The organism is Agrobacterium sp. SOY23, assembly GCF_027212525.1.
Taxonomy (GTDB): domain Bacteria; phylum Pseudomonadota; class Alphaproteobacteria; order Rhizobiales; family Rhizobiaceae; genus Agrobacterium; species Agrobacterium tumefaciens_I.
The window spans coordinates 716,598-742,643 of record NZ_JAPWDT010000003.1 but is presented as its reverse complement, the minus strand read 5'-3'; the positions used below and the strand labels follow the sequence as shown (position 1 = coordinate 742,643).

General features: G+C 58.9%; 22 protein-coding genes. 9 read left to right on the top strand and 13 right to left on the bottom strand.

All coding sequences use genetic code 11. From position 1 onward, the window contains the following. Positions 1-31: 31 nt before the first annotated feature. Entirely contained in the window at positions 32-781 is a 750-nt protein-coding gene (locus tag O3S81_RS12165) for an SDR family NAD(P)-dependent oxidoreductase (protein WP_269343470.1), read from the bottom strand. A 102-nt stretch (positions 782-883) separates the two neighbouring features. Here O3S81_RS12165 and O3S81_RS12160 point away from each other — a divergent pair, with 102 nt between their 5' ends. Next, positions 884-1,483 (top strand): TetR/AcrR family transcriptional regulator, encoded by a 600-nt coding sequence (locus O3S81_RS12160; protein WP_269343468.1) that lies wholly within the window; start codon positions 884-886, stop codon positions 1,481-1,483. Between the two features lie 137 nt (positions 1,484-1,620). Here O3S81_RS12160 and O3S81_RS12155 read toward each other — a convergent pair whose 3' ends face one another. Beyond that, positions 1,621-2,622: a glycine betaine ABC transporter substrate-binding protein gene (locus O3S81_RS12155; RefSeq protein WP_269343466.1), complete on the bottom strand. Its 1,002-nt coding sequence runs from the start codon at positions 2,620-2,622 to the stop codon at positions 1,621-1,623. 435 nt (positions 2,623-3,057) lie between these two features. After that, positions 3,058-3,435: a hypothetical protein gene (locus tag O3S81_RS12150; RefSeq protein WP_269343464.1), complete on the bottom strand. Its 378-nt coding sequence runs from the start codon at positions 3,433-3,435 to the stop codon at positions 3,058-3,060. Between the two features lie 163 nt (positions 3,436-3,598). Here O3S81_RS12150 and O3S81_RS12145 point away from each other — a divergent pair, with 163 nt between their 5' ends. Then, on the top strand, positions 3,599-4,966 hold the full coding sequence (locus O3S81_RS12145; protein ID WP_269343462.1) for an enoyl ACP reductase FabMG family protein: 1,368 nt from the start codon (positions 3,599-3,601) through the stop codon (positions 4,964-4,966). A 376-nt stretch (positions 4,967-5,342) separates the two neighbouring features. On the opposite strand, the gene O3S81_RS12140 is transcribed toward O3S81_RS12145, so the two are convergent. Continuing rightward, positions 5,343-6,230 carry a LysR family transcriptional regulator gene (locus O3S81_RS12140; RefSeq protein ID WP_269343461.1) on the bottom strand — a complete coding sequence of 296 codons (888 nt, stop codon included), beginning with the start codon at positions 6,228-6,230 and terminating at the stop codon, positions 5,343-5,345. Between the two features lie 279 nt (positions 6,231-6,509). Between O3S81_RS12140 and O3S81_RS12135 the strand changes: the two genes are divergently transcribed. After that, positions 6,510-7,286 (top strand): alpha/beta fold hydrolase, encoded by a 777-nt coding sequence (locus tag O3S81_RS12135; protein WP_269343459.1) that lies wholly within the window; start codon positions 6,510-6,512, stop codon positions 7,284-7,286. On the opposite strand, the gene O3S81_RS12130 is transcribed toward O3S81_RS12135, so the two are convergent. Next, the gene (locus O3S81_RS12130) at positions 7,261-7,494 is read right to left on the bottom strand and encodes a LysR substrate-binding domain-containing protein (protein ID WP_269343457.1); all 234 of its coding nucleotides are present in this window, start codon (positions 7,492-7,494) and stop codon (positions 7,261-7,263) included. The two genes, O3S81_RS12135 and O3S81_RS12130, sit on opposite strands and share 26 nt — an antisense overlap. 73 nt (positions 7,495-7,567) lie before the next feature. Between O3S81_RS12130 and O3S81_RS12125 the strand changes: the two genes are divergently transcribed. After that, a complete protein-coding gene (locus tag O3S81_RS12125) occupies positions 7,568-8,776 on the top strand; it encodes an MFS transporter (RefSeq protein WP_269343455.1) in 1,209 nt (402 codons plus the stop codon). A 465-nt stretch (positions 8,777-9,241) separates the two neighbouring features. Here O3S81_RS12125 and O3S81_RS12120 read toward each other — a convergent pair whose 3' ends face one another. After that, on the bottom strand, positions 9,242-10,054 hold the full coding sequence (locus O3S81_RS12120) for a nickel-binding protein (RefSeq protein WP_269343454.1): 813 nt from the start codon (positions 10,052-10,054) through the stop codon (positions 9,242-9,244). 228 nt (positions 10,055-10,282) lie between these two features. On the opposite strand from O3S81_RS12120, the gene O3S81_RS12115 reads away from it, so the two are divergent. Beyond that, positions 10,283-11,347, top strand: a complete 1,065-nt coding sequence (locus tag O3S81_RS12115; protein ID WP_269343528.1) for a class I SAM-dependent methyltransferase — start codon at positions 10,283-10,285, stop codon at positions 11,345-11,347. 123 nt (positions 11,348-11,470) lie between these two features. Here the strand turns inward: O3S81_RS12115 and O3S81_RS12110 are convergent, their stop codons facing one another. Then, a complete protein-coding gene (locus O3S81_RS12110; RefSeq protein ID WP_269343452.1) occupies positions 11,471-14,260 on the bottom strand; it encodes a bifunctional aconitate hydratase 2/2-methylisocitrate dehydratase in 2,790 nt (929 codons plus the stop codon). 363 nt (positions 14,261-14,623) lie between these two features. Between O3S81_RS12110 and O3S81_RS12105 the strand changes: the two genes are divergently transcribed. From O3S81_RS12105 to O3S81_RS12090, 4 genes are read left to right on the top strand one after another with little or no spacing between them, the layout of a single operon-like run. Continuing rightward, positions 14,624-15,121 carry a Csu type fimbrial protein gene (locus O3S81_RS12105; protein WP_269343450.1) on the top strand — a complete coding sequence of 166 codons (498 nt, stop codon included), beginning with the start codon at positions 14,624-14,626 and terminating at the stop codon, positions 15,119-15,121. Positions 15,122-15,142: 21 nt separating this feature from the next. Next, a complete protein-coding gene (locus tag O3S81_RS12100) occupies positions 15,143-15,859 on the top strand; it encodes a fimbrial biogenesis chaperone (RefSeq protein ID WP_269343447.1) in 717 nt (238 codons plus the stop codon). Beyond that, positions 15,831-18,269, top strand: a complete 2,439-nt coding sequence (locus O3S81_RS12095) for a fimbria/pilus outer membrane usher protein (protein WP_269343445.1) — start codon at positions 15,831-15,833, stop codon at positions 18,267-18,269. The genes O3S81_RS12100 and O3S81_RS12095 overlap by 29 nt, the downstream gene beginning before the upstream one ends. Next, positions 18,266-19,216, top strand: coding sequence for a Csu type fimbrial protein (locus O3S81_RS12090; RefSeq protein ID WP_269343443.1), 951 nt, complete (start codon positions 18,266-18,268; stop codon positions 19,214-19,216). The genes O3S81_RS12095 and O3S81_RS12090 overlap by 4 nt, the downstream gene beginning before the upstream one ends. Here the strand turns inward: O3S81_RS12090 and O3S81_RS12085 are convergent. From O3S81_RS12085 to O3S81_RS12060, 6 genes are all read right to left on the bottom strand, one after another. Beyond that, complete coding sequence (locus O3S81_RS12085; RefSeq protein WP_269343441.1) at positions 19,210-20,811, bottom strand: ABC-F family ATP-binding cassette domain-containing protein; 1,602 nt, start codon at positions 20,809-20,811, stop codon at positions 19,210-19,212. The two genes, O3S81_RS12090 and O3S81_RS12085, sit on opposite strands and share 7 nt — an antisense overlap. 183 nt (positions 20,812-20,994) lie before the next feature. Beyond that, a complete protein-coding gene (locus O3S81_RS12080; RefSeq protein ID WP_269343439.1) occupies positions 20,995-22,809 on the bottom strand; it encodes an ABC transporter ATP-binding protein in 1,815 nt (604 codons plus the stop codon). 420 nt (positions 22,810-23,229) lie between these two features. Next, entirely contained in the window at positions 23,230-24,219 is a 990-nt protein-coding gene (locus O3S81_RS12075) for a Bug family tripartite tricarboxylate transporter substrate binding protein (protein ID WP_269343437.1), read from the bottom strand. A gap of 114 nt (positions 24,220-24,333) precedes the next feature. Then, positions 24,334-25,029, bottom strand: a complete 696-nt coding sequence (locus O3S81_RS12070) for a superoxide dismutase (RefSeq protein WP_269343435.1) — start codon at positions 25,027-25,029, stop codon at positions 24,334-24,336. Positions 25,030-25,212: 183 nt separating this feature from the next. Continuing rightward, positions 25,213-25,542: a GCG_CRPN prefix-to-repeats domain-containing protein gene (locus tag O3S81_RS12065; RefSeq protein ID WP_269343433.1), complete on the bottom strand. Its 330-nt coding sequence runs from the start codon at positions 25,540-25,542 to the stop codon at positions 25,213-25,215. A 261-nt stretch (positions 25,543-25,803) separates the two neighbouring features. Then, positions 25,804-25,986 (bottom strand): hypothetical protein, encoded by a 183-nt coding sequence (locus O3S81_RS12060; RefSeq protein ID WP_269343432.1) that lies wholly within the window; start codon positions 25,984-25,986, stop codon positions 25,804-25,806. Positions 25,987-26,046 lie beyond the last annotated feature (60 nt).

The window sequence follows — 26,046 nt, the reverse complement described above, 5'->3', positions numbered from 1 at the left end:
TTTGAAGACATAGCCAGCGTTTCTCAAACAGTCACCATGGAAGATGTCCGTGCACGTTCACGAACTCGCCCGACTGGCCGTCGGATCCGAGGGTGGCGGCGTGTACTGGCGCGCGTGCAGCCTGTTCGACTGTCTGCGGACCTAAGAACCTGTTGTTGTCGGTAGCAGTAAAGCCTGGGCAGACGGCATTGACCTTTATGTTTGTTCCCTCAAGCTCTATCGCAAACGCTTGGGTTACGGCGTTCAAGGCAGTCTTCGATGAAGAATAGGTGCCCGCGTACTGCCGGAGATGATGCTGCCGATCAGCATTCAATGTAAGGGAACCGGTTTCGCTCGACACGTTGACGATCCGTCCCGCCGGGCTTTCACGAAGAAGCGGCAGCATCGCCTGGGTGACGGCAACGACACCGAAGACGTTTGTTTCGAATATCCCGCGCATTTCGTTCAAGTCTACGACTGAAAGGTATGTTTCCTTGGCGATATCTTCGGCGGCACGAGAATCTCCACCCAAATGCGAAACCCCGGCGTTGTTGACTAATACATCCAATCGCCCGTACGCTTCTTTAATATATTCGGCAGCCTCCGCTATCGAATGTGCTTGCGTCACATCGAGGTAAACTGCAGACGCTCCCTCTCCGATCAGGGCGGCAGCGGTACGGCCAGCGTCCAAATTCCTTGAACCGAGAATGACCTTGTATCCTTTTTTTACAAGATCTTTGGCGATCTGCAGACCAATACCTTTGTTAGCTCCAGTTACTAGAGCTACTGAAGTTTCCAGCATTTTTTCTTCCTTGAAACGTGTTAAGACTAACAGTCGAGCCATAAGTGGAACGAGTGTCCGCTTAATATGCGGAATGCTATTCCGTTTATCAAGGGGATATTGATGAGACGGCAAGAACTTGTAACCGAGGATCAAAAGTCAGCCGCAGCGCAGCCGCGGTCACAGAGGTCGGATGCTCGCAAGAACATGGAACTGCTCATAAACGCTGCAGCAGCAGAGTTCGAAGAAGAGGGAGTTGACGTTCCGATTCACGTGATAGCAAAGAGGGCTGGAATGGGCGTTGGAACACTGTATCGCCATTTCCCCACGAGATCGGATCTTATCGTGGCCGTGTTCAAGAATGACGTCGAAAGATGCGTTTCTGAGATCTCGTCGATCAGAAGCCGCTTTGCGCCTGCTGAGGCACTGACTTTCTGGATAGAAAGTTATGTCGACTTCATCACGGCCCGTCGTGGGCTTGCGGCAGCTATGAACTCACTTGATCCCGCGTTGATAAATCTTCCAGCCTACTTTCAGGAGAAGCTGGGGCCGCTGCTTCAGGAGTTGCTAGATGATGCTTCGGTTGAAAATTCATCGAAAAGCGATCTTCGCGCATCTGAGGTACTACACGCGGTGGCCATGCTATGTGTGCCCTCAAGTTGCGGTGAAGTATCCGATCCGATGCGTTTAGTCAGAACCTTCATCGCTGGCATCAAGCAGTAAGCTGAAGGCTGAAGCGGATAGGAAAATTACGGGCACAAGCCCTGGCTGGTTGACCTGGGTATTGGCCGAATGATCACCCATTCCCTATCGAACTAAGCGGAAGGAGGCGCGCGACATGGCCGCGCGCCGTTTTCTGGTCAGAGCGCAGCTTCGACCTTCGCAGCGACGTCGGCGGTGACCCACTTCGTCCAAAGGTCCTTGTTGTCCTTGAGGAACTTCTTTGAACCTTCTTCACCCGTTGCCTGGTTGTCGGTCTGCCAAGCCATGATCTTGCCAACCGTATCGTTGCTCCATCCGCGAGTGCCGAAATAAGTCTTCACCTCTGCAGGAGCGCGCTCATCGAACTTCTTCGTCAGAACGGTATAGACGTTATCGATCGGCCACGCCGCAGGCTTGGGATCATTGCACTCCAGGTTGGTGATGCAACGCTTCCACTCCCCGGAATCCTGTGGAACCTCGAACTTGAGAAGAACCATTTCATACTTGCCAAGCAGAGCAGTCGGAGCCCAGTAATAAGTGATGAACCCCTGCTTACGTTCGTAAGCCTTGGCTATCGCACCATCTAGGCCGGCAGCAGAGCCTGGATCCAGCAGAGTGAAGCCTTTGTCTTCAGCCTTGTAGGCCTTGAAGAGTTGAGCGGTCACGACCGTCGCGCCCCAGCCTTGTGCACCGTTGAAAATCACGCCCTTGCTCGGATCCTCAGGCGCGGGGAAAAGCTCAGGATGTTTCAGCGCGTCGTCGATGGACTTGATATCCGGATGGGCGTCCGCAACATATTTCGGGATCCACCAGCCCTGAACGCCACCATCGGGCAGAGCCTTCGCCGCCTCAACGATCTTGTTTTCCTTGAGACCACGGGGAACAATCTCTGGCAGCAGGTCGACCCATGTTTCTGGCGATACGTCGGGCTGGCCCTTTTCGACCATGGAAGTCGTAGACGGAACTGTGTCGCCTGGTATCATCTCCACCGTGCAGCCAAAGCCGTTTTCAAGGATGAACTTGTCTACGTAGGCAAGGACTTCAGCACTTTGAACGTTGTGGAGTGCAAGGCTCACCGTACCACAGTCTGCCGCGCTTGCAGTATGCGAGAGCGCCATAAACCCGGCCACCAGACAGGTGGATGCGAGAAGATTCCTCATTTTTGTTCCCTTGTTTTATAGCGGCTGGTTCTGAAGCAGGTCGCCGCGTTCCCGGCTTCAATGAATGCTGAATGACCCGCCGTGTTCGGCGGTATATGCGCATGCTTTCAGAAACGGATTATGGATCCGTGTCCGGGAGGCGACGTCCAGCACCGCACTGATCGTGCAAGTAGGCGTTGGTCTGTTCCTCAATGCTTTCGTATCAAACACTCAAGCTTCTGCCAAGAGAAATGTACACATATGTCATTAAATTATTCTATTGCGAATAGTAAAATGACTAATATGTACATTTTATTGACGAACATTCCTGTCGCAACCGGTTTTCGGCGGCAGTGGACTATTTTGCGAGCGTTCTTCAAAGTCGGTTGAAGTGCGCGAGAAGTCTTTCGCAAGCACCAGAGATCGCTCGTGTTTTACCGATCCGCTTGCGGGCGATCAAAGGTCTTGTATCGCATAGACGTCGCGAAAGAGGACACTCCAATGGCGGATGTCAATCCGAAGGCACTGGCGCTTTCCGCAGCAGTTAAGCGGATATCCGGATAGCGTTTCCACGATCAGTGGCGGCTTGTGACCGATCTCGCCCACCGTCGGCAAAGCCTCCGGCTGGATCACTTCGGCTCCCGACGGCTTGTCCTTCTTCCAACGGCCGCTGTTTTCGGTGTCGGACGGCTTCGACTGCTCGCGCGAGCCTTGGGGTTTCTCGGTGGATGTGCTGGAGGATGCCGATCCGGATGCCTTGTCAAGCGACCGTCCGCTACTGCGCACCGCGCGTGCCGGAATCATGGTTGCAACGATTTGACTGACCAGTGGCATAGCCGTTGCCCGATCCACTTGTAGGCCTAACAGGGACCGACTTCACGTTTTGAAATGAACGGTCACCGAAAATGAGTTCCCATTCTGTGCCAATGCGGTCATGTCTCTGTGAAAGTTCGTATGAGCCATTGCTCGACGACACACGAATTAAAGAGCTGACAGTATGGAAAATCCGGTTGCACTGAATCATCTTTCCGAGAACACGGTCTTCCGTGAAGGCGATGTTTTCGTACTCTTCGGAGAACTGTTCGGTCGTGGATACGCCACCGGCTTGCTCGATGAAGCCAGACGGGCTGGAATGGAGATTGTGGGGATCACCGTCGGGCGGCGCGACGAGAACAACGCGCTGCGGCCGCTCAACGCCGAGGAACTGTCTTCGGCGGAGGCCCAGTTGGGCGGCAGGATCATCAACATACCTCTTATGGCGGGTTTCGATCTCGATGCGCCCGCAGGCGGCCCAACTCCTACCGATCTCCTGGCAAAGATGACGCTTGAGAGCTGGGAACACGACAAGCTCGACTGGGACTATGTCGGCCAGTGCCGCGACATCGCCACTGCGCGTTTCACGGAGTCGCTTTCAAAGGTCATGACCGTTCTGGACGGAATGATCGCCGATGGCCGCAATGTTTTCTTCGCCCACACAATGGCCGGGGGCATTCCGAAGGCGAAGGTATTCCTGGTCGTTGCCAATCGAATCTACAAGGGAACCGGCACTCGCCACATGTCCTCGCAGACCTTGCTCGACAGTGACATGGGAAAGCTCATTCTACAGAATTTTGAGGATGTCTCCGCAAACACCTTTCGCCATCTCATTGATTTCAGCGCGGCGATCCGCGAGCGCGTGGAAGCTTCGGGCGGACAAGTGCGGTACACGGCCTATGGTTACCACGGATCGGCGGTCCTCATTGACGGAAGCTATCGTTGGCAGACCTACACCAACTACACCCAGGGTTACGCGAAGATGCGGCTCGAAGGCATTGCAGAGGAAGCCTGGGCGACAGGGATCAAGGCAACTATCTATAACTGTCCCGAAATCCGGACCAATTCGTCCGATGTGTTCACGGGTATAGAGCTGCCCCTGATACCACTGCTACTTGCGTTGAAGAAAGAAAATGGTGGCCAATGGGCAGAAGAACAGTGGCAGGCATGCCAGCAGCTTCTGGCCGACGGCTTGACCATGACGGATGTTTTCCGGAAGATCACCGACATGCAGGCCAGCGAGGTCATGCGTCCGTTCTATGATTTTTCGGCTTGGCCCATGGCAAACAGCCAGGCACAGGCCGATTTGACCATCGGCACGTCAAACGAGATCACCCAGATGCATCGGGATGGCAAGGTGATGATCAGCGACCTTCTGAGCGGTCTCGTTGTGAAGGCAACCGGGCAGCTAATTTTCGGCGAATCTTCCGAACCCTCCGGTCCCGTCCTGTGGCTCAACCACGATATCGTGGCTCGGCGACTTAACGCTTCCCACCCGCATTCGAAGTCTCCCGCGCAGGGAATGCAATCCTCGCACCTTGAGACGGCGTGAAGGCTTCCCAGCCTAGCCTAAGAGCTGTTTTTTTTGGCGTGAAGCGACAAATCTTGCGCGGGAATCGCCCCCATATCTGCCGTAGGCGTGCGGCGGCGTTTTCCCGAAAGCAGAGGTCGATCAAGCCAAAGCTTCGACCGCATCGTTTTTCGCGCGAGCATCTCCAACCGCAATGACCATGGTTGGCACATTCGTGGCACCAATCCCATGAAGGTAGCCATCGGAACTGTCTGTCGCGCTTAGTCAATGTGGGCGGAAGGCGCCGCTTATTTTCCAGGAAACGCGGCCGGCGAATATTAACTGCGCAACACGCACAGCGGCACACGGAATTCTCCCCCAGCCTTTGCTGGACTGGCGATGGAGTGCCAATGCACAATCAGCCTTTGCCAAATTTCCTGACAGCAAAATCGAGGAAACTCCGGAGTCTGGGCGTCATCTGACGATCGGGCGGATAGAGCAAATGCAAGTGCCGATCAGGTGAACGGAAATCAGAAAGCAGCGGGAGCAGCCGGCCGGCCTTTATATCTTCCCTCACCAACTCCTCGGGCTGGAGAATCAGCCCCATTCCGGCCACCGCAGCCGCTCGTAGCGCCTCACCGCTATCAGTCGAAAAGCGCCCTTTGATTGCGATCGTCGTTGTTCCCTGGGGGCCGTGGAACAACCATTCTTTTCGCATGGACGTGTGAGAAAACAGCAGGCATTCGTGATGCCGCAACTCTTCCGGAGTGCTCGGTGTCCCGGCAGTTTTCAGATAGGCGGGTGCCGCGCACAACACAAGGCGAAGAGGCCGAAGGCGCCTGGATTGAAGAGCACTGTCTGCGAGGTCGCCCGTTCGAAACGCGACATCAAAACCCTCTTCCACCAAGTCCACTGTTCTATTGGTCAGGCTGAGATCAACGGTCACCTCCGGCTGATCTTTTGCATATTCAGGCAGTTCCGGCGCCAATGCGTGGCTCCCAAATGTAATCGGCGCGCTGATACGCAGGCGTCCCCGCGGCGTCGAGCGTGTCTGCGCGACGAGAGTTTCGGCCTCCGCAAGCTCCTCCAGAATGTTCTTTGCCCGTTCATAGAAGACACGGCCGCTGTCCGTCAGGCTTTGTCTCCGCGTTGTTCTGTTGAGGAGTTTGACGCCGAGGCTGGCCTCCAGCATACGCAATTGTTTCCCCGCCAGTTGCGGCGACAGGTTCAACTCGTTTGCAGCAAGCGAGATCGAGCCTTGTTCGACGGACTTCACAAACACAGTCATGCAAGCCAAGCGGTCCATTTGAAACGTTCTGTTCCTAGTGTTGCAACATTGTCATCATTTATCTCCCTGTGTTTCAAATGTAAATCTTCGCCGTCCCGAGCCTGAGACGCCCTAGAAACCGAAACTCGTTCATATCGAGCGGCCTCCGGCCAAGCCGGGACACGGCCTACGGAAGAAAGGCAGCCTTCGACGTGCGAGACCTCGATGGTCAGTGAGCGCTGCTGGTTAAGATTAATATCTACGCAAGGTCTCGAGGAACCAGGGTTCCGTCGCTTGTGTTTCCAAACGGAGAATAAGATGATGTCTTTTGTAAAAAAAGCAGCCCTCGCTGCCACGCTCGCCAGCACCGCCGTGAACGCGGGCGCGACGACAACCAGCGCGGCCGGCAAAGAAAATCCGACCATTGTTCTGGTACATGGCGCGTTCGCCGACGGCTCGGCATGGAGCAGAGTAATCCCCTTTCTTCAGGCACAGGGACTGAAGGTGGTTGCGGTTCAGAACCCGTTGACGTCGCTTGCCGACGACGTCGCCTCGACAAAACGGGTCCTTGATGCGCAGACCGGCCCCGTGATTCTTGTGGGTCATTCCTATGGCGGCGTGGTGATTAGCGAAGCTGGCAACAACGCGCATGTTCGCTCCCTCGTTTACGTCGCCGCTTATGCGCCTGGCGAAGCTCAGTCGATTGCGGACTTGAACAAGGACTATCCAACGCCGGCCGGCTTTTCAGAACTCGTTGCCGACAAGGACGGCTTCCTGACCCTGACCGCGAATGGTGTTGCAAAGTATCTGGCACAGGACGTTGCGCCTGAACAGGCCGGCGTGATTGCGGCAACGCAAAGGCCGACCCGCGGAAAGAACTTCGAGGAAAAAATCGGGAGCCCGGCCTGGAAGACCAAGCCGTCCTGGTACATCGTCGCCGAGCATGACTTCATGCTTCAGCCCGACCTGCAGAAGGTGATGGCCAAGAATATTTCGGCTCATGTCGTCACGCTTTCAACGAGTCATTCACCCCAGGTTTCCCAGCCGGACGAGGTTGCCAAGGTGATCCTCAAAGCCGCTGCCAATGTAGAGTAATATCGAGACGAAGACGCAGGCAATCGAAGGGCCGCCTGCGTCTTCTCCCGCCGGCCGCTGCGAAACGCGGCAGCATGGCAATTCCCATTCCTCCGACCGCGGCACGACGTAGCGCCAGGGCGTCATTGGCCTGGAAGCTGCCGGCCACCGGCAACGCACATGCGCGCCCGAACGTTGTGCAACGCACAAATTTCGGAGGAATAGGCATGAAATTCGGATTTTTAGATACATATCATCCGAAAAAATTCGTCTAAAACTCTCCCAACTCAAGGAGAGAAACCATGACGGACACGACATCCCAATTTGATGGGTCAACAATTGCCCTGGAGGCCGCCGAGCAACCCGCATGGACCGCTGCGACCTGGTTCGCGGTTCTTTCGATGGCGGCCACCAGCTTTGCGCTGGTATCGGCCGAGTTCCTGCCGGCGGGATTGTTGACGCCCATGGCGCGCGATCTCGGCATTACCGAAGGTACGGCCGGACAGGTCGTGACGGCGACCGCTTCCGTAGGCGCCGTGACGGCTTTGCTGAGCAATGTTCTGATCGGCAAACTGAACCGCAAGACCGTGCTTGTCGGCCTTAGCGCGCTGGCGATCGGCTCCAACATTCTGGCGTCATTTGCGAGCGATTTCTGGCTATTGCTGGTAGGCCGGGCGGGACTGGGGATCGCGCTCAGCGGTTTCTGGGCGCTTTCGGTTGCGGTTGTGGCGCGGCTCGTCGGCGCAAATTCGACCGGGCGCGGCATGGCTATCGTCACCCTCGGCGTTTCGCTTGCCACCATCGCTGCCCCTTCAATGGGCGCCCTGATCAGTGACTGGCTGGGATGGCGCATCGCCATGTCGATGACGGCGGGACTTGCCGTCATTGCCATGCTGCTGCAGATACTCAGCCTGCCGTCGCTGCCGGCAAGCACGAGCAACAGCCTTTCCGATGTTCTGCGGCTGACGCGGCGGCGCAGCGTTCAACTGGGGATGCTTGCAATCCTGTTGCTGATGACGGGGCATTTTGCCGGTTCGGTCTATGTGCGTCCCTTCCTCGAACAGGTGACGCTGCTTGACACCACGCCGATTGCCCTCGCCCTGCTCGGCTTTGGCGTCGCCTCCGTAATCGGCAATGTGCTGGGGGGCCGGATGGCTGACACCAGTATCCGCCTCGCACTCATCGTCACCGCCGCCCTGATGGCATTTGCGACGATTGCCCTCGTTGTCTGGGGTGTTCATACCAGTGCTGCATTTGCTCTCGTCGCCCTTTGGGGCCTTGCCTTCGGCATGGCGCCTGTGGTGCTGCCCACCAACCTTTCCCGCGGCGCGCCCGATGCCCTGGAGGCAGCGGGCAGCCTGATGGTCGTTTCTTTTCAGGTGGCTATCAGTATCGGTGCGGTTTTTGGCGGCTATATCGTCGATTCCTACGGTGCTACAGCTCCGTTGGCTCTGACCGCGATCCTGGCCGCATCCACGGTCGCTCTGGCTTTGCTGCAGCGTCCCGATTGATCACTGCCTTTCCGCCTTGCACCGTTTGGGGGCAAGGCGTCTGATCAAGTGCAAGTGTGCTGGCGTTGCCCACGCCAGCACACAGGCGGACTAAATGGACGGCGCTTCTCTAATCCGCGGGCGCTTAAGGTTCGCGGGTTTCGTTATTTGTTTTTCGCTTGATCGTGATGCCACTTGATGGCGAAAAACATGCCCACGCCTAACACGAGAAGCTTGAACGGCAAGAAGACTATAGGGAAAAAATCCCACATTTCAGATATTCCAGGCTGTGACTCGATACTGTCTATTGTTAGGAAGCACTACTTCAAAACCGCTGCAGACAACATCAGCCATTTTGACGCAGATGAGAGCATACATTCCCCATCACACGGCGCAGGTGGCTTGCGCCATGTTTCAGCGGACGCTCTCAGCGTCAAATATTGCGCAAGGACAATGTGATCCTTCCGATCGCGGCACAGGCCGTCGCTAATGCAGCCATTCGCAGCGATAAGCGAGAACCGGTTCGGCAAATCCTTTCAGACTGTAACGATCGCCATGCACAAGGACATCGGCGCCGCCATATTCCTGGAAGGTCTTGTCCGATATCAGGATTTGATCGCTCTGGGCGGCAGCGCAAAGTCTTGCGGCCAATTGCACGGTGGTGCCGAAGAAATCATTGCTGTCTTCGATCGGCTCCCCACAATCCAGTCCGATGCGGATGTGAAGCGGCTCGCCGTTTTCGCTGTTATAGCGATGGAACTCGCGCTGGATATCAATGGCGCAGTCCACGGCAAATGGCGTGGAGGAGAACACGGCCATTATGCCATCACCGGTGTGTTTGACCTCCCGTCCCGATCGTCGCCCCAGACAACCACGCACGAGAGCATCATGCGCCCGGATGAGTTCCGCCGCCATACGATCACCGAGGCGCGACGTCATTTCAGTTGAACCGACAATATCCGTGAAAAGGATCGCGCGATGGCCGGCATCCATGTTTTTCGAGGCAGTCCCAACCGCTACCGGATCCTGTATTCGCCCCAGAAACGCTTCGACAGCCGACAGGGCAACTTCCACCACTTCGCTGGCGACAAAGCCGTGCGCTTCCCGATGCACGCACTGCGCGGTTTCGGCATCCGGAGCGTCCATAAGGCAAAAGGCCGTGCCACGCCTTTCATCAAACCAGTAGGTTAAGAACCTGACGCCATACCGATCCTGGATGTTGATATCTTTGAGGTGTGCTGCGGCAATATCCGCCGCTGAAACTCCGGCAAGCTCGTGCCGGTCCATGAAGATAGGCATTGTTTCCTCCCAAGAGTATATCGTTGCCTCCTCTGCCGACCAGTTTACGACTTCCCCAAACCATCGTCTATCGCCCGTGTGGGTGACCCCGGACAGGAACGCACCACCGAAAAGAGCGATATCGGTTTAAGGGGTATTCGGCTATGTTATATGGCCTACGAGCATTCACTGACGCATCAATTTGCGGTCAGCCTTTGCCCGCCAACGAAGCAAATTGGGGGGAATGAGATGACACAGATCGACGAAGCAAAATTGCATTCTTTCATTGGCAAAATGCTGGGTGACCTTGGTGGCGCCTTCAGCGTTCCGACCGTCAGGATCGGCTTGAGGCTGGGCCTGTTCGATGCGCTGCATCGCGCCGGGCCGCTGACATCCGCAGGGCTGGCGGCAGCATCCGGCGGCCTGTCGGAGCGATATGTCAGGGAGTGGGCCCTGGCACAGGCGGCAAACGGATACATCGACTATGACGGCAGCTCCGGGATGTTCAGTCTCTCACCCGAGCAGGCGATGGTGTTCGTCAACAAGGACAGTCCCGTCTATCTGGAAGGGGCTTTCGATCTGGTGGCCGCGATGATCGAAGGAGAACCGAAGGTCGAACAGAGCTTCCGCACAGGCGGCGGGGTGCGGTGGGGAGACACCGCAGGTTGCCTGTTCTGTGCGACGGGCGCGTTCTTCCGTCCGGGATATGTGAACAATATCGTGCAATCGTGGCTGCCTGCCCTGCAAGGCGTCAAGGAAAAACTGGTGAAGGGTGCCAAGGTTGCCGATGTCGGCTGTGGCGTCGGTTTTTCGACGATTCTCATGGCCGAGGCTTATCCCAACACAAGCTTCATAGGCTATGACTTCCACGAGCCATCCATCGAAGAGGCGAACAGGCATGCCCGAAACCACGGGGTGGATGACCGGGTCAAGTTCCTCGCGGCAACGGCCAAGGACATCGAAGACAAGGACTTCGATCTCATAACCAGTTACGACTGCCTGCACGATATGGGGGATCCGCGTGGGTGCGCGGGGCACATGTCCCGTATCCTCAAAAAGGACGGCACATGGATGATCGTCGAGCCCATCGCCGGCGATCGCCCTCAGGACAACATGAACCCCGTCGGCCGCCTCTATTACAACGCATCGACCATGATCTGCGTACCGACGTCGCTCGATCAGGAAGTCGGTGAAGGATTGGGCGCCCAGGCTGGCGAAGCGAAGCTTGCCGAAGTCATCCGCTCAGGTGGGTTCACGCATGTCAGCCGAGCCTTTACGGGGCCTTTCAACATGGTCCTGGAGGCGCGCATCTAGGGCTGTTCGCGCTCTATCAAAGACAAACAGCGGGGATTTCTCCCCGCTGTGGTCGTTCAACCGATATTTTCAGTGGGTCGCCGGCACGGGCGGTCTTACCCCCGCGCGGCGACAATCACGGCCTCAGTAATGCACCGACTGGGAATCGATCGGCGTTACCTTCGGCGGGGCGAACTTCGTCAGGTCGATCCCTTCGACGGCGGAGCGATATTCCTCGATGCTCGGCGTACGGCCAAGGATGGCCGAGAGCACCACGACCGGCGTGGAGGCCAGCAGCGATTCACCCTTCTTTTCAGCCGTATCTTCCACCACGCGGCCCTGGAACAGGCGGGTGGAGGTTGCGAGAACCGTATCGCCCTTTTCGGCCTTTTCCTGGTTGCCCATGCACAGGTTGCAGCCCGGGCGTTCGAGATAGAGGATGTTCTCGTATTCCGTCCGGTTGCTGGTCTTCGGCTTCAGATCATCGAACTCGAAGCCCGAATATTTCTGCAGGATTTCCCAATCGCCTTCGGCCTTCAGCTCATCGATGATGTTGTAGGTCGGCGCGGCGACGACGAGCGGCGCCTTGAACTCGACCTTGCCTTCGGACTTCTCGATGTTCTTCAGCATCTGGGCGACGATCTTCATATCGCCTTTGTGCACCATGCACGAACCGACGAAACCGAGATCGACCTTCTTGGTGCCGCCATAATAGGAGACCGGGCGGATCGTATCGTGGGTGTAGCGCCGGGACACGTCGTTGTTGTTGACGTCAGGGTCGGCGATCATCGGCTCGTCGATCACGTCCAGATCCACGACGACTTCGGCGAAATATTTCGCATTGTCATCGGGCTTCAGCGCCGGCTTTTCGCCCGAGCGGATTTCAGCAATGCGCTGATCCGCCTTGTCAATCAGGCCCTTGAGCGTCTGGGCGGCGTTATCCATGCCCTTTTCGATCATGATCTGGATGCGCGACTTGGCGATTTCCAGCGACTCGATCAGCGTTTCGTCCTGCGAGATGCAGATCGACGCCTTGGCCTTCATTTCGGCCGTCCAGTCGGTGAAAGTGAAGGCCTGGTCGGCGAGCAGCGTGCCGATATGGACTTCGATGATGCGGCCCTGGAAGACGTTGTCGCCGTGCTGCTTCAGCATCTGCGCCTGCGTGGCATGCACCACGTCGCGGAAGTCCATATAGGGCTGCATCGTGCCCTTGAAGGTGACCTTGACCGATTGCGGGATCGGCATGGTCGCCTCACCCGTTGCCAGCGCCAGCGCGACGGTGCCGGAATCGGCGCCGAAGGCCACGCCCTTGGACATGCGGGTATGGCTGTCGCCGCCGATGATGATCGCCCAGTCATCCACGGTGATGTCGTTCAGCACCTTGTGGATCACGTCCGTCATGGAATGATAGACGCCCTTCGGGTCACGCGCGGTGATGACGCCGAAATTGTTCATGAAGGACATGAGCTTCGGAATGTTCGCCTGCGCCTTCTTGTCCCAGACGGAGGCCGTATGGCAGCCCGACTGATAGGCGCCATCCACCAGCGGCGAAATGACGGTGGCCGCCATCGCTTCCAGTTCCTGCGCGGTCATCAGGCCGGTCGTATCCTGCGAGCCGACGATGTTGACCTTGACGCGAACGTCCGAGCCGGCATGCAGCACCTTGCCGGGCGTAACACCAACGGCGTTGCGGTTGAAGATCTTCTCGACGGCGGTGAGACCCTGACCTTCGATCGCGATTTCCTTGTTCGGTGCAAAGACCGGGGTCACCTCGACGCCGAGCGTCTGGGCCGCGAATGTCTGCAGCTTCTTGCCGAAAACGATGGCGTAGGAGCTGCCGGCCTTCATGAACTCCATCTTCTGGGGCGTGAAGGCGGCGGCGATATCCACCAGTTCCGTGCCGGCCTCGTCACGAAGCTTGCGGTTCTTGGCATCGATCTTGAGGACGGTGCCGGTCTCGACCGAATATTTCTGCTCGAGGATCGGGTTGCCGTCATTGTTGAGGATCGGCTTGCCGTCTTCGCCGAGCTTCTTCACCCAGTTCTTGAGGTTGATGCCGATACCGCCCGTCACGTCGACGGTGGTGGCGAAGATCGGCGAAATGCCGTTGGTACCGGCAACGATGGGGGCGTAGTTAACGAAGGGTACATAGGGGCTGGCCTGCTTGCCGGTCCACAGCGCCACGTTGTTGACGCCGGACATGCGCGACGAGCCGACGCCCATCGTGCCCTTTTCGGCGATCATCATCACCCGCTTGTCGGGGTGTTGCTTCTGCAGCGCGACGATTTCCGCCTGCGCTTCCGGCGAGATCATACACTGGCCGTGCAGTTGGCGGTCGGAGCGCGAATGCGCCTGATTGCCGGGCGACAGGAGGTCGGTGGAAATATCGCCTTCGGCGGCGATGAAGGTGACGATCTTGATCTCGTCCTCGACATCCGGAAGCTTGGTGAAGAATTCGGCCTTGGCGTAGCTTTCCAGCACGGCCTTGGCGATCGCATTGCCGGCCTTGTAGGCATCGCGCAGGCGGAACATGTCGGCATCATAAAGGAAGACCTGGGTCTTCAGCACTTCGCCAGCCTCGGCGGCGATCGCGGCGTCGTTGCCGAGCGCGATATCGAGCAGAACCTCGATGGAAGGACCACCCTTCATGTGCGACAGCAGTTCCAGCGCGAAGGACGGCGTGATTTCCGGAACGGGCACTTCGCCGAGAATGATCTGCTTCAGGAAGGCAGCCTTGACGCCAGCGGCGCTCGTGGTGCCCGGCAGGGTGTTGTAAATGAAGAATTTCAGCGCATCGGCGCGGTACTCGCTGCCGGCATCCTTGATGAGGGCGATGATTTCGGCCGTCAGTGCGCCGTCATCGATCGGTTTGGGAGCAAGCCCCTGTTGTTCTCTGCTTTTGATTTCAGCCAGGTAATCCAGGTAAAGGTTCATCGCAATCCCAACGTCATGATGTCTATGGAGCCGATACAGAGCGCCACCCAACGGTATTGCTCATCGGCCCGGGTTTCTATCGATTTCGAGTACGCCAACCGGGGCTTGCTGACAAGATGTCGCATTTCAGTAAAAACCCGCAGAAGGGATTTAGCGTCGATCCCGGCACCGCAACCTGCCCAGGTGAATATACTTTCGATTGTACCCATCAATATAATTCAGCCAGTGGTTTTTCACGATCCCTTCATTAAGGATTTATTAACCAAATCAGCGCGAATATTAGACCATTCTAATTACCCGTTTTTGGCGTAGTTCGAAGGCGCGTTCCGGGTAACCGGCAGCGCGGCAGCTTGGGGAGGCAGCATGAGGTTTTCGACATCAGGCTACTTGTTATCGCTGGCGGCACTTGTTCTCACACCGGCATCAGGCCTCGCGCAGGTCGCCACGACAAATTTCAACGTTCAGATCACCATTCAGGCGGCATGCCAGATCAATTCGGCCGGCAATCTCGACTTCGGGACCAATGGCGTGATCGGCAGCAACATCGACGCAACCAGTAACATTGTCGTGCAATGCACGGCCAGCACACCCTATAGCCTCGGCCTCAGCGCCGGTGCCGGCTCGGGGGCGACGGTTGCCAACCGACTGATGACATCGCCCGCGGGTGCGACCATATCCTACTCGCTCTATACGACTGCGGCACATAGCACGGTGTGGGGGAACACCGTTGGAACGGACCGGCAAACGGGTACGGGAACCGGGGCACCGCAGACCTTCACTGTCTACGGGCGCGTACCTGCCCAGACGACACCTGCGGTCGGCGTCTATACCGATACGGTGACGGCCACGCTCAACTACTGATCGCCATAAGGAGGATCGCGCATGCGTCTTTTTACCTTAGCGGCTGCGTTTTTTGCCGGTTTGAGTGTCTCGCCTTCACAGGCTGCATCCTTGCGGGTCGCCCCCGTTCTTCTCGATCTCAAGGCCCCGACGGCGGCCTCCAGCCTGCGCATCTGGAACGATGCGAAAACCCCGATCAACGTGCAGGTCCGGATTTTCCGCTGGACCCAGCAAAATGGCCAGGATGTCTACACGGCGGTAAACGACGTCGTCGCCAGCCCGCCGATGACGCAGCTGAAGGGTGGCGCGGAAAATCTCATCCGCATCGTCCGGCTTTCCAAAACACCCATCAGGGCGGAGGAGAGTTACCGCATCATCGTCGACGAATTGCCGCCGGCGGGAAAACCGCAATCCGGCACCGTCAATCTGGTGGTCCGCCACTCCATACCCATCTTCTTCTCGCCCGCCTCCACCGGTGATGCGGAGCCGGTCTGGAAGGTGACGCCGCAGGGCAAGGGTTACAGGGTCTCGGTGTCGAACGCCGGTGAGAGGCGGATCAGGATCGCCAACCTGATACTTTCCGGCGGCAACGGCCAGCCGATTGGCCGCCAGCAGGGACTGGTGGGCTACGTGCTCGGCAAATCCGCGGCAACCTTCCTCGTTCCGGCAACGGGCGGCAAGGCCGGCGGCACGCTGAAGATTTCGGCAGACAGCGAAGGCGGCCCCGTCAATGCGACGGCGCGCGTCTCGGGCGGCTGACCTTGCCGTTTTGACGATTGCCGGTTTGACGGTCTTTTTTTCGGGCAGTTTCTCCATGGCGCAGGATATTCCCCCTGCGGCAGCACCGCCTTCTTTTGCCGCAGGAGAAGCGGGACAATTGCAGCTCGAAGTCTACATCAACGATGTTTCGACGGACCTGATCGCGACATTTCGCCAAAACGACGCCGGATCGCTTCTCATCGAGCCGGATCAGCTGAAGAATATCGGGATTTCTCCGGTTGAGAACGCCATAGGCGCGGATGGCTGGATCGATCTCTCCCGGCTGCCGGATGTGACGGCGCGTTACGATGAAAGCACCCAGTCCGTGCATTTCACCCTGTCGATGGCGGCCCGCGCGAGCAAGGTGATCGACGCCTCCGGCAAAAGTACGCAGGAGGAAGATGAAGAGACCGAGGAAAAGGCCACGAGCGATTTTGGAGGTCTGGTGAACTACACGATCTATGGCTCGTCCGGCGGTGGCACATGGTCGGATCTCGCCGATTTCAACGGCGTTTCCGCCCTTCTGGAAAGCCGGGTCTTCGGCCCGCTCGGCGTCCTGTCCTCGTCCCAGGTTCTGAGCACATCGCGCCTGTCGGAATTCGATACGCAGCGCCTCGATACCACCTGGAGCTATTCGAACGAAGAAACGCTGACGACCTACCGGGCCGGCGACCTGATCACCGGCGGGCTGAGCTGGACCCGCCCTACCCGGCTGGGTGGCCTGCAAATCCGCCGGAATTTCGATCTGCGGCCGGATATCGTCACCATGCCCATGCCCGAATTTGCCGGTTCCGCCGCCGTGCCCTCCACGGTCGATGTCTATGTCAACAATATCCGCCGCCTGTCGCAGGATGTGCCGGAAGGCCCCTTCTCCATCACCAATCTTCCCGTCATCAGCGGCGCAGGCAATGCGAGACTGGTGGTGCGGGATGCGCTCGGCCGCGAAATCGTGTCGGAAACGCCGTTTTATACCTCGCCGGACCTGCTGGCGCAGGGCCTCCTCGATTTCTCTGCCGAACTCGGTTTTGCCCGGCGCAACTACGGAACCTCGTCTTTCGATTATGACGACAGGCCGCTCGGATCGGCGACGGTGCGTTACGGTGTATCGGACGGGTTCACGGTCGAAGGCCATGCGGAAGGCGGCGAGGATTTCTACAATATCGGCCTTGGCGGTGTTTTCACGCTCGGGGCCCACGGATTGGCGGCACTTTCCGGCGCATCGAGCCGTTTCGGCGACGAGAGCGGCTATCAGCTTTCCGCAAGCGTCGAGGCCGAATTGCTCGGGGTAAGAATTAATGCACGATCGCAACGGGCATTCGGCGACTATAACGACATGGCCTCCGTCTCGGCCAGTTCATCGAAAAACCAGCCAATATCCGGACTGCTCAGCGTGCGGCCGCCGCGCGCCCTCGACCAGATTTCCGTTTCCACGCAGCTGGGTTTCGATGAAACCAGCCTGAACTTCTCCTACACCCAGCTCGAAACCTTCGACGAGCGCCGATCCCGCCTTCTCGGTCTCTCCGCCACACGGCCCTTTGGTGAAAACGGCAATATCTTCATCACCGCCTACAAGGACCTCGAAGACAGCAACTCTTACGGCATTTTTGCCGGCCTCTCCTGGTCGTTCGGCGGCGGTGTCTCGGGCTCCGCCGGCATGTCCTCCAATGCCGATGGATATTCGCTGACGGCGGAAGTCGTGAAATCCGAAGAACAGGCGGAGGGAAGTTATGGCTGGCGGCTGCGCGGCGCGCTCGGCGGCAACGACATCGTCTCCGCATCCGGCAGCTATCGCGGCAGCGCCGCACGGGTTTCGGCCGGTATCGACCAGTTCAACCACACGACACAGGCCTATGCCCAGATCGAAGGATCGATCGCGCTCGCCGGCGGTGATGTCTTTGTTGGCAACCGGATCGACGACGCCTTCGCCATCGTGGATGCGGGCGCGCCCGGTGTCGATATCCTGCTCGAAAACCGCCCGATAGGCCAGACGAACCGTCGCGGCAAGATATTGCTGCCGAACCTGCGCGCCTATGACGTCAACAACATCACGCTCGACCCCAGCAACCTGCCCGTCGACGCCCGCATCGACCGCACGAAACAGACGGTGAGGCCGACCGAGCGTGCCGGCGCGGTCGTCAATTTCAAGGTGGAAACCGAAGGCCAGGTGGCGCTTGTGACGCTGAAAAACGAAAGCGGCGACTTCATCGAAACCGGATCAACCGGCACGATCGACGGCAAGCGCGAGTTCATCGTCGGCTACGACGGGCAGGCCTATCTCGACAATATCGGCGAAACCCATCGGCTCAGCATCACCCAACCCACCAGGGGAAAATGCGAGGCCGAAATCACTGTCCCTACCGCAGGCGCTCAACGCGCAACTCTCGAAACCCTCTGCAGGAGCGTTCAATGAAGGTCCTGATCCGAGCTGCGCTTGCCATCGCCGCTTCTTTCGCCGCCTCCCCGGTTCTGGCGCAAACCTGCACCTTCAGCATGTCGGATATGAATTTCGGCTTCGTCAACCTCGCAGGTGGCGCTGCGGTGGACACCACGGCGACATTGTCGGTGACCTGCAATAACCCGTTGTCGCTGGCGCTTTCCATTCGCATCTGCCCCAACATCAATGCCGGCAGCGGTGGACAGTCGGGCGGCATCCGGCGGATGCTCCAGGGCAGCAACATCCTCAATTACCAGCTCTATCAGAATTCCGCCCGAACGACCTCCTGGGGATCGGTCAGTCAGCCGGCGCTCGGCTCGCCGCCGCCGATCGATATGGCGCTGCCGCTGCTGATCAACACCACGACCCGCACGGTTTACGGCAGGATCAATGCGGGCCAGGCCTCTGCAGCGCGCGGCCTTTATCTCTCCAGCTTTGCCGGCGCCGAGACCAGCTTCACCTATACGGGTTTTACCTTGATCGCACCGAGTTGCTCCTCCGTGACCCAGAACCCCACGCAGGTGCCTTTCACCGTGAGCGCCGCGGTGGCGCCCACCTGCATCATCTCGGCCCAGAACATCGATTTCGGCAGCCACGGCGTGCTCAACGCGGCGGTCGATGCGAATGGCGCCATCAATCTCACCTGCACCAACGGCCTGAACTACAGCGTGGCGCTGAATGGCGGCCTGAGCAACAGCCCGCCCGCTGCACGCCAGATGGTGCAGGGTGCGTCATCCATCATCTACGGCCTCTATCGCGATATAGGTCGCACCAATGTGTGGGGAAGCGCCACCGGGCAAATCGCTACCGGCACGGGAAACGGCAGCCTGCAGACTTTGACCGTCTATGGGCGCGTGCCGGCGCAGAACACACCGGCACCGGGAAATTACTCCGATACGGTCGTCGTGACGGTGAATTACTGAGGCGCATCGGATAAGGCCCCAAGTTCCAGCCGCCGATCAATGCCGATGCTGGTGAGAAACGCCTCGTCATGGCTGACGACCAGCAAGGCGCCGTCATAGGCCCTGAGGCCCGCCTCCACGGCGGCGATGGAGTCGATATCCAGATGGTTCGTCGGCTCATCAAGGATCAGCAATTGCGGCGGCTGAGGACCACCGAGGACACAGGCAAGGCCGGCACGCAGCATCTGCCCGCCTGAAAGTGTTCCGACAATCCGTAAGGCCGCATCGGACCGGAACATGAAGCGCGCAAGCGCTGCCCGGCAGGCATTTTCCCCTGATTGCGGGTTGAGCCTGAGGAAGTTATCGCGGATCGACAGTTTCGCATCCAGCAGGCTGACCTGCTGGTCGAGGAACGCCGCGTTGACACCGAGGTGAAACCTTCCTGCGAAGGGTGGCAAATCCCCTGTTATCACCGACAGCAGCGTCGTTTTTCCCGATCCGTTCGGACCGGTAACGGCGACCCGTTGCGGACCGGTGATCTCGAAGGACAGATCGACAAGCACGGGATGTTCGGCGGAATATCCCGCAGTCAGCTTTTGCAGGCTCAGCACTGTTTTCGTCGCGTGCAGGCCGCTGGGCGGCAGGGTGACGGTAACGTCCTGCAGGATTTCGATCCTTTCACGCGCCGTGCGCACATCATCCGTCGCTTCGGCTTTCAGGCGGGTAGCGAGATTGGCATTGTCACCGCTGGTCTTTTCGGCGCGTCTTTTCATGCCGCCGGCAACGATGCGCGGCATGTCCCCCTTCGCCGCCTTTGCAGCCCCCTTCGCATCGCGGCGGGCCTTGCGTTCCAACGCCTCCTGCGACTTCCTCCTGACCTCGGAGAGCCGTTTTTCGGCGCTGGCAAGGTCCTGTTCGGCAGCCGCCAGTTCCAGGGCCTTTTGCGCGCGGTAATGGCTCCAGTTGCCGCCATAGCGCGTGGCACCGAGCGAGGTCATCTCGACTATGGCATCGAGCGTCTCGAGAAGTTCGCGATCATGGCTGACCACGATCGCGCCGCCACGCCAGCCCGCCAGGAAATCGGCAACGAAGATGCGGCCATCGCGGTCGAGATTGTTGGTCGGTTCGTCGAGGATCAGGAAATCCGGCGCGGCGTGGATCTGCGCGGCAAGTGCTGCCCGTGTGCGTTGCCCGCCCGAGAGCGCGGAAAGCGGTGTGGTGGGGGATGCATCGAGCCCGACCCCGGCCAACGCCTCGGCAATCGCCTCCTCCAGCATCCAGTCGACGTCGCCGAGTTCCTCGAGCGTCGCCATTCCTGCCTGCGCGCGCGAAAGGACCTGCAGCGCATGGCGCGCGTCGAACAGGTCGGCGATGGTCTCGTCGTCCCCGACCTGCACGCTTTGCCGCAATACGCCGATCCTGCCGGAAACGGAGACCGTGCCGGCAGAGGGTGGCAACTCACCGGCGATCAGCTTCAGAAGCGTCGTCTTGCCGACGCCGTTGCGCCCGACAAGGCCAACGCGTTCAAGGCCGAAGCGAAGATTGATGTTGGAAAAAAGCGGATGACCGTCAGGTGTTGCCCACGAGAGGTCTGAAAGGGTGATGGAATGCGGCATGGATATGGGTTCTCCTGATGACAAGGCGTTGCGGCTTTGTGATCGGGTTGAAATCCATGGTGCACCATCCTGTTGGTATTGCGGAGAAAACGCCCTTAAGCGAACAAAGCGGCGCGTTCGTGGCGTGGGTTCAGTATTTCCAGAGGAAACGCCGGGAGGATGCCCCCGGCGTCTCTTTTTTTTTCAGGCCACAAGACCCTTGGTCAATTCCAGCGCCTGCCGTTCGAACAGCCGGCGATAGATGCCGTCATGGAGCCGGATCAGCGCCTGATGGTCACCCTCTTCGACAATCCTGCCCTTGTCGAACACCAGCAGCCGGTCGAGCGCCCGGACCGTGGAAAGTCGGTGGGCGATGACGAGCGTCGTGCGGCCATCCATCAGCCGTTCCATCGCCTGCTGGATCTGCACTTCGCTTTCGCTGTCGAGGCTTGATGTCGCCTCGTCGAGGATCAGCACCGGCGCATCCGCCAGGAAGGCGCGGGCAATGGCGACACGCTGGCGCTCGCCGCCCGACAGCTTGACACCACGTTCGCCCACCATGGTCTCATATCCCTTGGGAAGGGACATGATGAAATCATGGGCACTCGCCTGCTTCGCCGCCTGCTCGATCTCACGACGCGAGGCATCCGGCCGGCCATAGGCGATGTTTTCCGCCAGCGTGCGGTGGAACAGGATCGGTTCCTGCTGCACGATGGCGATCTGGCCGCGCAGGCTTGCCTGCGTGACATCGGCGATGTTCTGCCCGTCGATGCGGATCGCCCCCGCCTTTATGTCGTAAAGGCGCTGGATGAGCTTGACGAAGGTCGTCTTGCCCGAACCGGAATGACCGACCAGACCCACACGCTCGCCCGGCTTGATGGTGACAGAGAAGTCCTCATAAAGCGGGGTTGCATGCGCACCATACTGGAAGGTGACGTGATCGAAGACGATCTCGCCCTTGCCGATATTGATCCGCTTCGCGTCCGGCCTGTCTTCGACACCCAGCGGCATCTTGTCGAGCAGCACCAGCTCTTCCATGTCGTTGACGGCACGCTGCAGGTTGCGGATATCCTGGCCCACATCGCGCAGATAACCCTGCAATACGAAGAACATCGCCAGCACGAAGGTGATGTCGCCGGGGGTCGCCAGACCCTTCTGCCACATGATGAGGCCAGTGCCGAGGATGCCCGCCTGCATCGACACCATCATGAAGCTCTGGATCGTGCCGTTCAGCGTGCCGCGTTTCCAGGTCCTGCGCGTCCGGTTGTCCCATTTCACCAAAACATGGCCGAGCCGCTCTTCTTCGCGGGTTTCAGCACCGAAGGCCTTGACCACCGCGTTGCAGCTGATCGCATCCGCCAGTGCCCCGCCAAGCCGGGTATCCCAGGCATTGGCAAGCCGTGCCGCCGGCGACACATACCCCATCGAAAGCCCGACGGTGACGCCGATATAGATCAGCGAGCCGAGGCCGACGATCAGACCCATGACCGGCCAGTAGCTGCCGAGCACAATGGTGGCGCCCACCAGCATGACGATGGATGGCAGGAGCGCCACGAGCAGCAGGTCGTTGAGCGAATCCAGCGCCCACATGCCACGCGTGATCTTGCGCACCGTCGAGCCGGCAAAGCTGTTGGCGTGCCAGTCCGTGGAGAAACGCTGCACCTTGTGGAAGCCGTTATTGGTGACATCCGCCATGGTCTTCAGCGTCAGCCGGATGATGCCGTTGAAGATGAACCAGCGCAGCACAACACTGGTGAGGCCGAGCGCCACCACGATGACGAAGGCGCGCAGCGCGCCGTTGCCCCCACTGGCGCCCGCATTGGCGCCACCATTCCCGCCGGCAATGGCATCGACGATCTGGCCGGAAAAGACCGGCACCATGACTTCGGCGAGCGTGCTGGCAACCACCAGCACGATGATGAAACCAACGAGCGCCTTTCGGTGGCTCCAATGGTTGAAAACAAAGCCGAGCACATGGCGATAGGCATCGGCGCGGAAATCGAGCTTCTTGCTTGACATTTTAACCAGCCCGGCGCCCAAAAACAGGACGACCGGTCCTCAAAACGGAAGTTGGATGGCACAGCCCGGGCGGGAAGACAAAATGATCCCGTCAGATCAATCGGGCTATGGGGGAAAACAAAACCGCATGTCGGGCGCGCATAAGGCGGGCCGCGAATGGATATGACCTAGTGTCTGGTCATGCCCTGCGGGAGGGTTTTGATGAATGCTGATGTCATGCAACGCCTCCCTTGTTCGATCTGACGCGGTGATGAATTTGTAGCTGAGCCGCTCGACCTTGCCAAGCGGATTTTTGCAACCTTATGGCAAGTGATGCGGAAACGACACAGCGGCTGGCGCCACAGCAATGATCGTGGCCGATACCGATGGGGACCCGGCCACGATTTTTTTTGGTGTCAAAACCGGATTTACCGATCCTGATCAGTCCATCTGCACATTGGCGGCCTTGACGACGGGTCCCCACTTGGCGATTTCCGCCGCGACGTGGGTTTTCAGCTCATCCGGCGAGGAGGCGACGATCTTGGCGCTGAAATCAGCCATGCGTGCGGCGACACCCGCATCCGCAAGCGCCTTCTTGGCGGCGGCGTTCAGCCTGTCGACCACATCGGCCGGCGTGCCTGCCGGCGCAAAGAGCGCGTTCCAGGTATAGGTTTCGTAACCCGGTACGGTTTCTGCAATCGTCGGCAGATCCGGGAAGGACGAAGCCCGCTCCTTGGTGGTGACGCCGAGCGCCCGCAGGGTGCCGGATTTTATATGTCCGGACGAGGACGGCAGATTGTCGAACATGATGGAGATCTGGTTGCCGAGAAGATCGTTGAGCGCCGGGCCTGCGCCCTTATAGGGCACATGCTGCATGCTGACGCCCGCCATGCTCTTGAACAGTTCGCCGGAAAGATGCAGCGGCGTGCCGTTGCCGGAAGAGGCATAGGCATATTTGTCGGGCTCGGCCTTCAAAAGCGCGATCAGCTCCTCGACGCTGTTGACGTTGAGTTTCGGATTGACCACCAGCACATTCGGAACCACGACAAGCAGCGAAACCGGCGTGAAATCCTTTTCCGGATCATAGGGTTTCGTCTTGAGAATGAGCGGGTTGAGCGCATGGGTGGCAACGGTGCCCATCAGGATCGTATAGCCGTCCGGCTCGGCACGGGCCACCCGATCGGCGCCAAGATTGCCGCCGGCACCGGCGACGTTTTCAACCACGATCTGCTGGCCGAGTTCATCACCCATCTTCTGTGCGATGACACGCGCGACCACATCGGTGGAGCCGCCCGCCGCGAAAGGAACGACCAGCGTGATCGTTCGATCGGGAAAACCCGCGGCACTCGCAGCCGTTCCCATCATGCCAAAAGACACCGCCGCAGCGGCAAGTTTCAACACGGTGCGCCGTTTTGAAGACCGGTAAATCATGAACCCTCCTTATACATGGCCTCCTCGCCATGGGCGCATAGTAGCTCAAATGCACCTCAGGGCAACCCGCCGGGGACCGGACGTCCCGGCAGGCCCCAAGACAGGAAAGACCCGTCAGGCCTTCATGCGCTCTTCGACGACCCGCCAGTTGACCAGCCTGTCGAGCACCGCGCGGATATGTTCCGCCTTGCGGTTTTCATAATCGAGGTAATAGGCGTGTTCCCAAATATCGACGCCGAGATAGGCCGGGCGGCCGACGGCGACCGGGTTGTTGCCGTCCTCATATCCGACCAGCGCGAGCCTGTTGTCATCATCCCGTGTCAGCCACACCCAGCCGGTGCCGAACACCGTATCGGAAACATCGACCGCACGCTTGATGAAACCGTCATAATCGCCAAAGGTCTCGTTTACGGCAGCGGCAGGTTTGCCCGTCGGCCGGTTCGGCCCGCCTGGAACGAATTGATCCCAATAGGCGACGTGGTTCCATGCCTGCGCGGCATTGTTGAAAATTTTGACATCCGCCGCCGCCTTCGATCTGGCGGCCTCCGTCACGATCTCGGCCAGCTCCATGTCGGCATAACGGGTGCCGGCCGCAAGCGTGTTCAGCTTGTCGAAATAGGCCTTGTGGTGTTTTCCATAATGCAGGCCGACCGCTCTTGCCGAAATGACCGGCGCCAGATCGGCCTCGGCAAAGGGAAGTTTCGGCTGCGCCAGAGGCAGCGCGGCGCGTGCGACATGTGGCCGGGGAAAGATTGCAACGGCGGCAGTTGCCGCACCGGCGGTGAGAATGGTGCGTCTGGTGATGTCCATCATATCCTCCTTGGGACGGTGATATGGGACTAACCCGAAACTGCGGCCCGGGTTTCCTCAGGCCGAATGCAATTTTGCTTCAGGCCGTGGTGACCTCGTCAGGCACCCTCTGTCCACGGGCGCGATGATGAGGCTTCACCGCATAAAAGAAAGGCCCTCCCGGCTGGAGAGGGCCCTGTCCGATCAATATCGATAATAATCGCGACGGTCGCGGTAATCCCGGTAGTCCCGACGATCCCGCCATTCGCGCCATTCCCGTCTGGCCTGGCGTTCACGCCATTCCCTGCGGGCTTCCCAGCGATCGCGGCGGTCCCAGCCGCGCTCGTAACGGGGCGGGCCATTCGGACGGCAATAACCGCGGGGTGACAGGTGAAAGCCGCGTCCGCAGGCATAATCCACCTTTTGAACGTGGGATACCGAAGGTGCGGACGGCTGGCCGAGTGGCATGGCGTTCGCGCCGGTGCCGAACAGGGCGCCGAAGATCAGTCCGGCGGTTAAAATCATCTTGCGCATCTTATTTCCCTCCTTGTGGGATGCGGGGATTTAGCGCCACGCCGGGTGAACTGTGGCTGAATGAATCGTGATCTTTTCGTGGCAACGCCTGCCGTGCGGGCCACGCGGTATTTACCGGTGCAAGCAAACAGGAAAGGGAGAACCCGACGGATTGGAATCGCGTTGAAGACTACTGGAGACAGATGAAGGGCAAGGTACGGCCGTCAGGGCTGGTAAGCTGAAACCCCGCTTCAGCAGGGTTTTTCTTTGCCTCGATTTCTCTCAGCTGGCCACGGCAAGAACGAGTGCGATGACAAGCAGCAAAGGTCCCATCCATTTGAAGTGACGGACGACGGGCGGTTGGCTGTCCGTATTTTTCGACAATGGCAGATAACCAAAGCCGACACATGTCATCCACAGGCCGGCGCAAAACATGATGAATTCGTCAATATAAGCCGCGATCATCGCTTCCCTCCCCCTGCTGCAATTCCGCTACCTGCCCGTCGGTCTCGCAGACAATCATTC